The sequence below is a fragment of the Pseudomonas onubensis genome, assembly GCF_965653655.1.
GTDB lineage: Bacteria > Pseudomonadota > Gammaproteobacteria > Pseudomonadales > Pseudomonadaceae > Aquipseudomonas.
Genome location: NZ_CBFHAZ010000043.1, coordinates 39539 through 47690, shown reverse-complemented (window position 1 = coordinate 47690; position 8152 = coordinate 39539). Strand labels below are relative to the sequence as shown.

At 57.8% G+C, this 8152-nt stretch carries 9 protein-coding genes; 5 read left to right on the top strand and 4 right to left on the bottom strand.

Annotation, left to right across the window (positions count from 1 at the left end; genetic code table 11):
- Positions 1-102: 102 nt before the first annotated feature.
- Positions 103-882, bottom strand: a complete 780-nt coding sequence (locus tag ACTD9P_RS15910; RefSeq protein WP_438868414.1) for an IclR family transcriptional regulator — start codon at positions 880-882, stop codon at positions 103-105.
- A 216-nt stretch (positions 883-1098) separates the two neighbouring features.
- Between ACTD9P_RS15910 and ACTD9P_RS15905 the strand changes: the two genes are divergently transcribed.
- The 5 genes from ACTD9P_RS15905 (at position 1099) to ACTD9P_RS15885 (ending at position 5324) form a co-directional block, all read left to right on the top strand.
- Positions 1099-1881 (top strand): ABC transporter substrate-binding protein, encoded by a 783-nt coding sequence (locus ACTD9P_RS15905; protein ID WP_438868413.1) that lies wholly within the window; start codon positions 1099-1101, stop codon positions 1879-1881.
- Positions 1878-2546: an amino acid ABC transporter permease gene (locus tag ACTD9P_RS15900; protein WP_369302370.1), complete on the top strand. Its 669-nt coding sequence runs from the start codon at positions 1878-1880 to the stop codon at positions 2544-2546. The genes ACTD9P_RS15905 and ACTD9P_RS15900 overlap by 4 nt, the downstream gene beginning before the upstream one ends.
- Entirely contained in the window at positions 2543-3295 is a 753-nt protein-coding gene (locus ACTD9P_RS15895; protein ID WP_438868412.1) for an amino acid ABC transporter ATP-binding protein, read from the top strand. Before ACTD9P_RS15900 ends, ACTD9P_RS15895 begins: the two co-directional genes overlap by 4 nt.
- Positions 3292-4560 (top strand): NAD(P)/FAD-dependent oxidoreductase, encoded by a 1269-nt coding sequence (locus ACTD9P_RS15890; RefSeq protein WP_438868411.1) that lies wholly within the window; start codon positions 3292-3294, stop codon positions 4558-4560. The genes ACTD9P_RS15895 and ACTD9P_RS15890 overlap by 4 nt, the downstream gene beginning before the upstream one ends.
- A gap of 428 nt (positions 4561-4988) precedes the next feature.
- Positions 4989-5324: a DUF6124 family protein gene (locus ACTD9P_RS15885; protein WP_438868410.1), complete on the top strand. Its 336-nt coding sequence runs from the start codon at positions 4989-4991 to the stop codon at positions 5322-5324.
- A gap of 621 nt (positions 5325-5945) precedes the next feature.
- Here ACTD9P_RS15885 and ACTD9P_RS15880 read toward each other — a convergent pair.
- The 3 genes from ACTD9P_RS15880 to glsB all read right to left on the bottom strand — a co-directional run bounded on the left by ACTD9P_RS15880 (position 5946) and on the right by glsB (position 8032).
- Positions 5946-6605: an ATPase gene (locus ACTD9P_RS15880; RefSeq protein WP_438868409.1), complete on the bottom strand. Its 660-nt coding sequence runs from the start codon at positions 6603-6605 to the stop codon at positions 5946-5948.
- 80 nt (positions 6606-6685) lie between these two features.
- Entirely contained in the window at positions 6686-6976 is a 291-nt protein-coding gene (locus tag ACTD9P_RS15875) for a hypothetical protein (protein WP_305459558.1), read from the bottom strand.
- Between the two features lie 147 nt (positions 6977-7123).
- The gene (gene glsB / locus ACTD9P_RS15870) at positions 7124-8032 is read right to left on the bottom strand and encodes a glutaminase B (RefSeq protein ID WP_438868416.1); all 909 of its coding nucleotides are present in this window, start codon (positions 8030-8032) and stop codon (positions 7124-7126) included.
- Between the last annotated feature and the right edge of the window lie 120 nt (positions 8033-8152).

Below are 8152 nucleotides of genomic sequence, written 5' to 3'. Positions count from 1 at the left end.
CTCGCGAATGCGGTGGATCAGCCAATACATGTATGACTGACACACCGCATTCGCGAGCAAGCCCGCTCCCACATTGGATTGGCTGTGTTCTTGAGAATGGGGCTATTCAAGATTTCGCGCCGAATTACTCAACGCCCTTGAACACTGCAAAAGCGCCGGCGCTAGCTGCTTCTCCGCATCCGCCCGGCTCCACCGACTGGTCGGCGCCACCACATGCACCGCCGCCACCGGCCGGCCATTGGCACCGAGCACCGGTGCACCGATGGTCATGTCGCCCAGGAACAGCTCCTGGCCATTCACCGCGTAGCCCTGCTCGCGCACCTGCTGCAACGATTCCAGAATCCTGTCGACCTCAGTCAACGTTTGGCTGGTGTGCGCAATGCGCTGGCTGTTGTCGATCAACACCAGCGCTTCATCCACCGGCAAGGCACTCAAATACGCGCGCCCCGACGCCGTGCAGTACATCGGCACCCGTGAGCCAATCGGCATGTGCACCGGCACAAAACCCGAACTGACAAAGCGTGCGATGTAGGTCATGTCCAGGCCCGCCGGCTCGGTCAGGCATGAAGTTTCGCCGGTCAAGCGCGTCAACTCCGAGAGAAACGGGTTCGCCACTTCGATCAGCGAATGCGCATCCAGATAACTGAACCCCAACTCCAGCACGCGGGGTGTGAGTTGGTAATGCCGTGTGCGCGAGTGTTTCCGAAGGTAACCCAGGCTTTCGAGGGTAAACACCATGCGCTGGGCCGAACTTTTGGTCATGCCGGCGGCCTCGGCCACCTCTGCAAGGCTCATGCTGCGGCGTTGGGCGCTGAATGCCTTGAGCACCGACAGGCCCTTTTCCAAGGATTGGTTGTGCAAACTGTTGCGTTCTTCGGACATGGCGGGCTCAGGAGTCTGTTCGGTCGGGCGTGGCGATATTTTTACCTCAAATCACAAAAATAGACCATTAAAAATCGCATATCGATACGATTGGTTCAATTTTTCGAATTTAGATAGTGATATACGATTTTTATGAATCGAAATGGCACAGAGCTTGCGGTTTCATCCGTAACCGCTTGCGGTACTGACGATCCGTTTTCCTTTTGGAGTAACCCGATGAACAGTCTTTCGCCCCTGTTTCGCCGCCTCGCCTTCGGTATATGCGCCACGCTCGCCGTTACCGCCGTGCACGCAGAAAGTGCGTCCTCGTACAAAGTCGGTGCAACGGCCAGTGGCTCGCCGTTTACCTTCCTCGATATCAAGAGCAACAGCATCCAGGGCGTGATGGTCGATGTGGCTGAGGCAGTGGGCAAAGCCGGCGGGTTTACCAGCCTGATCGAACAGACCAACTTCGCTGCGCTGATCCCCTCACTCACCTCCGGCAAGCTGGACTTCATCGCCGCCGGCATGCTCAAGACCGCAGAGCGCACCAAGGTGGTCGACTTCAGCGCCCCGGTTTACGCCTACGGTGAAGGCCTGATCATCAGCGCCGATGACAACGCCGCCTACCCAGACCTCACGCCATTGAAAGATCAGGTGGTCGGCGTACAAGCCGGCACTGTCTTCTACGACCAATTGAACAAACTGGGCATTTTCAAGGAAATCCGCACCTACGATTCTATCGGTGAGATGGTCCGAGACCTGTCCCTGGGCCGGATCAAAGCTGCCGTCGGTGATCAGCCGGTGGTGGCCTACCAGATCCGTCAGAAGCTGTTTAAAGGCGTGAAACTGGCCAGCGACTACACGCCCACCAATGTCGGCGAAGTGTGCCTGGTAGTGCGCAAGGACGACGCCGCAACCCTCGAGCGCTTGAACAGCGCCATCGCCAGCATCAAGGCCGACGGCACCCTGGACAACATCCTCAAGAAGTGGGGACTTGATACCCAGGTGCACCCATGAACCCGGCTGAATTCCTGCAAAACGCCCAGGACTTCTTGCCGATTCTGCTGCAAGGCGCCTGGGTGACCATTCAGATCACCGTACTGTCGTTCCTGCTCAGCAGTGCCATCGGCCTGGTGCTGGCGCTGTTCAAGTTGTCGCCGATCCGCGCGTTGTCGTGGGCGGCGAGCACCGTCATCAATGTGATTCGCGGCCTGCCTATCATCGTGCAACTGTTCTACATCTACTTTGTGCTGCCGGACATGGGCGTGCACCTCACCGCGTTCTACGCGGGTGTGATCGGCATGGGCATCGCCTACTCGGCATACCAGGCGGAGAACTTTCGCACCGGCATCATTGCCGTCGAACAGGGCCAGCGTGAAGCCGCCGAAGCGCTGGGCATGCGTTCGGTGCTGATGATGCGCCGGGTGATCCTGCCGCAAGCGTTTCGCATCGCGCTGCCGCCCTATGGCAACACCTTGGTGATGATGCTCAAGGACTCGTCCCTGGTGTCGACCATCACCGTCGCCGAGATGACCCGCCAGGGCCAATTGATTGCCTCGTCCACGTTCCAGAACATGACCGTCTACACCCTGGTCGCCCTGCTCTACCTGCTGATGAGCCTGCCGCTGGTGTATGGCCTGCGCCGCATGGAACAGCACCTGGGCCGGAGGAAAAAAGCATGATCGAGATTCGCCAACTGCAAAAACATTACGGCAGCCACCGCGTGCTGCACGGCGTCGACCTCGACGTGGCCAAGGGCGAAGTGGTGTGCCTGATCGGTCCGTCGGGCTCGGGCAAATCCACCTTGCTGCGCTGCATCAATGCGCTGGAAGCCTACGACGGCGGGGTCATCACGGTGTTCGGTGAGACCGTGCAGCGCGCCAGCAAAAGCGTGCATTCGCTGCGCAGCCGTATGGGCATGGTGTTCCAGCGCTTCAACTTGTTCCCGCACCGCACCGTGTTGGAAAACGTGATGGAAGGGCCGGTGTACGTCAAAGGCGAACCCTTGAAACAAGCCCGCGAAGAAGCCCTGGTGCTGCTGGAAAAAGTCGGCTTGAGTGCCAAGGCCGACGCCTACCCGGAACAACTTTCCGGCGGCCAACAACAACGCGTGGCCATCGCCCGCGCTCTGGCGATGAAGCCTGACGCCATGCTGTTCGACGAACCCACCTCGGCACTGGACCCGGAACTGGTCGGCGACGTGCTGGCGGTAATGCGCACCCTGGCCGACGAAGGCATGACCATGATCGTGGTCACCCACGAAATGGGCTTTGCCCGTGAAGTGGCCGACCGCGTGTGCTTTTTGCATGGCGGTTACATCGTCGAAAGCGGCGCGGCGGAGCAGGTGCTGGGCAACCCGCAGCACCCACGCACCCAGGACTTCCTGCGCCGCGTGCTGCACCCCACCGGTAATACGCGGAGCCTGTCATGAGGTCGTTGTGGTCAGCGACCGCGCCGTGCGTGGTGCCGACACCCACGCTGGGGGCGTCGGTGAAAGTCGATGTGGCGATTGTTGGCGCAGGTTACACCGGGCTGTCGACCGCGCTGCATCTGGCCGAGCGCGGCGTGAGTGTGTGCGTGCTGGAGGCCAATGAGCCGGGCTGGGGCGCGTCGGGGCGTAATGGTGGGCAGGTCAACCCCACACTCAAATTCGACCCTGAGCATCTGGTGCAGATGTACGGGCCTGAGCGCGCTGAGCCGTTGATTACGACCGTCTCGAGTTCTGCGGATTTGGTATTCAAGCTGATCGAACGCCATAACATCGACTGCGCGCCGGTGCGCAAAGGCTGGATGCAGGTGTCGTACACACAAAAAGGCGTGGCCGGGCTGCATGCGCGGGCCGAGCAATGGGCGCGGCGTGGCGTGCCAGTGCAGCGTCTGGATGCGGCGCAGGTGGCTTCACGCATGGGCAGTGAGTCGTTTGCCGGTGGCTGGCTGGATGGCCGCGCCGGGGCGATTCAGCCACTGGCGTATGCGCGCGGGTTGGTGGGGGCGGCGTTGGCAGCGGGTGCACGCATTCACGGCCACAGCGCTGTGGTCGGCCTGCAACGCCAGGGGTCCGGTTGGCAATTACAGACCGCCAACGGTGCGCAGGTGTCAGCCGATCAAGTGGTGCTCGCTACCAATGGCTACAGCGGTAACCTGTGGCCGGGCATGGCGCAGAGCATCCTGGCGGCCAACAGTTTTATCGTCGCCACCAAGCCGTTAAGCGGCAGCACGGCCGAGAGCATTTTGCCGGGCCAGGAAACCGTGTCGACCGCGCAAAGGTTGCTGTTGTATTTTCGCAAGGACAGCCATGGCCGTTTATTGATGGGCGGGCGCGGGCTGTTTAACGACCCCACATCGCCTGCCGACTTTGCGCACCTTGAACGCTCCCTGGCATTGCTGTTTCCGCAACTGGGGCCACTGGAATTCGAGTACCGCTGGGCCGGGCGCATCGCGATCACACGGGATTTTATGCCGCATGTTCACCAACCTGCGCCGGGGCTGACGCTGGCCCTGGGTTGTAATGGGCGCGGGATTGCGTTGTGTACCAGCCTGGGCCAGCAATTGGCAGCACGCTTGTGTGACAGCAAGGCGGAATTTGCCTACCCGGTGACGCCATTGCAGCGCTTGCCGATGCATGGGCTGCAACGGTTCTATATTGGTGCGGGTGTGGCGTGGTACAGCTTGTTGGACCGCCTCAACATCAGCTGAATGTAACGTCGCAGGTAGGCAATGTGAGAGCTGGCTTGCCTGCGATGGCAGTGATTCAGTCAATACATCCGGCACTGGAAGATCGCTTTCGCAGGCAAGCCAGCTCCCACAGGAGATCGCATCCGTTCAGATATTTCCCACAAGGGTTTCAGGTTGTCGGTCGGACGTGCGCTGACTACTCTCTGCTTCGTCGCTGCCAACTCAGCGGCCGGATTTGACCGTCCGATTAATTAAAGTACAGCTTGGCTCTAACCTATTTCAGGTGTTTTTTTCACGCCTGAGGTATCGTGTTGCGGTGGCTGTACGCGGGATACCTTCGGGTATGCCGGATTTCCTTTGATTGCCGGTCGGTCAACCCGTGTACAGCTGCCACCCTCTTCGCTTGACCGCGAATGTTGGCAGCTTCACTCAATCTTAGGACCTTCACGATGATCAAAGACAGCCCAAATCCCCCAGGCCAGCAAGACTACGACACCAGCACCCTGCACGAAGTGGCCTACCGTGCGATCAACCACTACCTCAACCCCGGCAAACCCATTCCCGAGCCCAGTGAAGGCATCTTCACCGTGCGCGCCGACCTGGGCACCGAAACCCTGCTGGTTAACGCCTCCCAGGATCTGGCGTCCATCAGCGATATCGCCAACCACCTGGCGTTTGAAATAGAAGGCTCCCAACGCAATGTCGCGCTGGGCATCTGCCGCATGCTCGAAGGGGTGCAGCTGCTGGTGGACAAAGCCCTGAACGTGGCACACCCAGCAGCCTGAAGATCGTTCCCACGCTCTGCGTGGGAATGCCGCCCCGGACGCTCTGCGTCACGTACTTTTTCCACCGATAAAGCTCTTGTCGAACCTCAATCAGTGATGACGTCATCTATCGCCGCCACTTATTTAAGAACATTGATACCTTAAGATTTACAACTGTTATTAATTACAGTTTTTTAGACATCATCAACATAAGACCAGATTTAATATTTCAAAAAGGTATTTACTCCATCACACCAAAACTAAATCTTGACAACCTAAAAAACTGAGTTTTCTATTGAGATCCCGGACAAGTATGCGGATACTTTTCGCACGACAAGCGAAATAGTTAACTATATTTTAACGCGAAAAGATGCTCGCTAAGCGTTTGATAAAACAGAGAAGCCGAGTGTATTTTCGTCTGCGAGACACAAAGCATATTAAACATGACTCCTTTGTTGTATGGAGGAGTTATCAATAGATGTAGCAGACTACCTCAACTATCTCCGAGCATAACGTTTCGCCGCTTTATGTGATCACTTTGGGTTGCATAAAGATCGTTCCCACGCCCTGCGTGGGAACGATCAATAACCGCGTAAGACTTAAACCGAGGCATGGTCAATCCCAATGCCCACGCCCTCTTTGCTACGTCAGCTTGTCAATGACGTATTGCTGAAACCACGCTGGCTGGGTATCAGAGACGATATCAATATCCTCGCCCTCTGTAATCTCAGCAAGTTGAGCAAAGCTGGGCTCACCGTCCTGCGAATTGTCAAAAATGTAGGCTCTGTTGGATAACAATATTGCCTCGGATAGGTTCTCCAATGAGCGGTTATACCGGGATCGAATTTTGTCGGCTGGGACATCATGCCCGCCAATGGAAGTTCTATAAGCAACCCGAGCAACGTTGATATCTGCGTCTGCCGTAGCGACGTAATAAACATAGACGCGATAACCGGCAGCCTTTGCGCGCCGTAACAGCTCAATTTTGCTGGTATCCGACATAACCGTTTCAAAGGTAAAACTCACGCGTTCTTCAATCAGTGACACGCGAATAAAGTCAGATAAAGCAGACGCAATATAGGAATCAACTTGCCGGAAAGGAAAGCTGATCTGTTCGCCGCCCACAACCAGGCTATCCAGTTTGGCAAGAGAGTCGGGGAATTTTAAAAGTAGCGTATGACTACGCAAGAATGGAAGCACTAGCCTGGCATATCGCTCAAGACCAAAAGCAGCAAACTCAAACACTCCCGTTTCGCGGATGCTTAACTCAATCGCGTCAGGGTTGATGTAGTTAACCAGCAAGTGCGCCGGAACCTTCGAGTTGAACGTACTTTTCCCACTCCCGTTAGGTCCGGCGAACATCCGGACTCGGGGCGTTGTACTCAAGCCTGGATCTGCGCCTGGGCGGATCGGCGATCCAACAGAGACTTTCTGGTTTTCAAGCGCGTGCCGGCCTTGAGGGTCCCGTAGGCTTCGACCGGTCGAATAACCAGAGCCTCCGTGTTTGACACTTTCATGAGTTGGCCTGCACGCACCACGAGGACAGACTCACCTTTGGAAATGGCAACCTCGTAAGCGTCCCGAAATGCCTTGGCGGCGATAGAAGGAATACTCGATTCTTGGGCAAGCACCTGTGCTTCGGTGATCTGCGGCTTAACTTTTTTACGCGACATGCTGGTCTCCGGCTTAGGACAAGGGAGGATCAATGACGATTAGCATAGATCACCCCGGGCGTCGATCGCTGGCTCAACTTTACCTCAATATATATCCCCTGTCCTCTCAGCCAGTGTTAGCGTCACTTGCCTTCAAGGTCGACGCTTTCAAAACACCGACCACCCAATCCGCTCGCTCAGCAACTCCAACGCCTTCATCCCCGCCAACGAGTTCCCCGCCGCATTCAGCTCCGGCGACCACACGCACACGGTAAATTGCCCCGGCACCACCGCGACGATCCCGCCACCGACGCCACTTTTACCCGGCAAACCCACGCGGTAGGCAAAGTTGCCTGCCTCGTCATACAGCCCACTGGTGGCCATGATCGAGTTGACCTGCCTGGTCTGGCGTGCGGTCAAGATCTGCTCGCCGCTGTGGGCACTCACGCCCTCGTTGGCCAGGAAGCTGAAGGCCCTGGCCAGATCCAGGCAGCTCATTTGCAGCGCGCAGTAGTTGAAGTAGCTGTGCAGCACCGCGTCGACGTCGTTGTGGAAGTTGCCGAAGGACTTCATCAAGTAGGCCATGGCTGCGTTGCGCGCGCCGTGCTGGGCCTCGGAGTCGGCGACGACGCTGTTGACCAGGATTTGCGGGTTACCCGACAGGCGCCGCACAAAGTCGCGCATCGACAGAATCGGCACGGCAAAGCGCGACTGGTTGATGTCGCAGATCACCAGGGCGCCGGCGTTGATGAAGGGGTTGCGCGGGCGCCCGCGTTCGAACTCCAGCTGCACCATGGAGTTGAACGGTTGCCCGGAAGGCTCGTGGCCCAAACGCTCCCAGATGGTTTCGCCGCCATGGTCGATGGCCTGCACCAGGCTGAACACCTTGGAGATGCTCTGTACCGAGAACAGCGTGTCGGCGTCGCCTGCGCAATAGGCCGAGCCGTCGTTGCCGTACACGGCGATGCCAAGTTGGTTGGCGGGTACATCGGCCAGCGCGGGGATGTAGTCGGCCACTTTGCCCTGGCCGATCAGTGGGCGGACTTCGCCCAGGATCGAATCCAGCAGTGCCTGCATGTCTTGTCCGGTCATTCTTTTTGAATCAGTGGTAAGCGGGGCGCGGAGGATACTTCAATGTGCCCGCAAGAACACCACTCAACCAATGTGGGAGCGGGCTTGCTCGCGAATGCGGTGGGT

What these genes read in the sequence shown, in the direction of transcription:
- ACTD9P_RS15885 (WP_438868410.1), top strand. Translation starts at nt 4,989, where the DNA reads ATGATCAAAGACAGCCCAAATCCCCCAGGCCAGCAAGACTACGACACC.
- ACTD9P_RS15905 (WP_438868413.1), top strand. Translation starts at nt 1,099, where the DNA reads ATGAACAGTCTTTCGCCCCTGTTTCGCCGCCTCGCCTTCGGTATATGC.
- ACTD9P_RS15900 (WP_369302370.1), top strand. Translation starts at nt 1,878, where the DNA reads ATGAACCCGGCTGAATTCCTGCAAAACGCCCAGGACTTCTTGCCGATT.
- ACTD9P_RS15895 (WP_438868412.1), top strand. Translation starts at nt 2,543, where the DNA reads ATGATCGAGATTCGCCAACTGCAAAAACATTACGGCAGCCACCGCGTG.
- ACTD9P_RS15890 (WP_438868411.1), top strand. Translation starts at nt 3,292, where the DNA reads ATGAGGTCGTTGTGGTCAGCGACCGCGCCGTGCGTGGTGCCGACACCC.
- glsB (WP_438868416.1), bottom strand. Translation starts at nt 8,032, where the DNA reads ATGCAGGCACTGCTGGATTCGATCCTGGGCGAAGTCCGCCCACTGATC.
- ACTD9P_RS15875 (WP_305459558.1), bottom strand. Translation starts at nt 6,976, where the DNA reads ATGTCGCGTAAAAAAGTTAAGCCGCAGATCACCGAAGCACAGGTGCTT.
- ACTD9P_RS15910 (WP_438868414.1), bottom strand. Translation starts at nt 882, where the DNA reads ATGTCCGAAGAACGCAACAGTTTGCACAACCAATCCTTGGAAAAGGGC.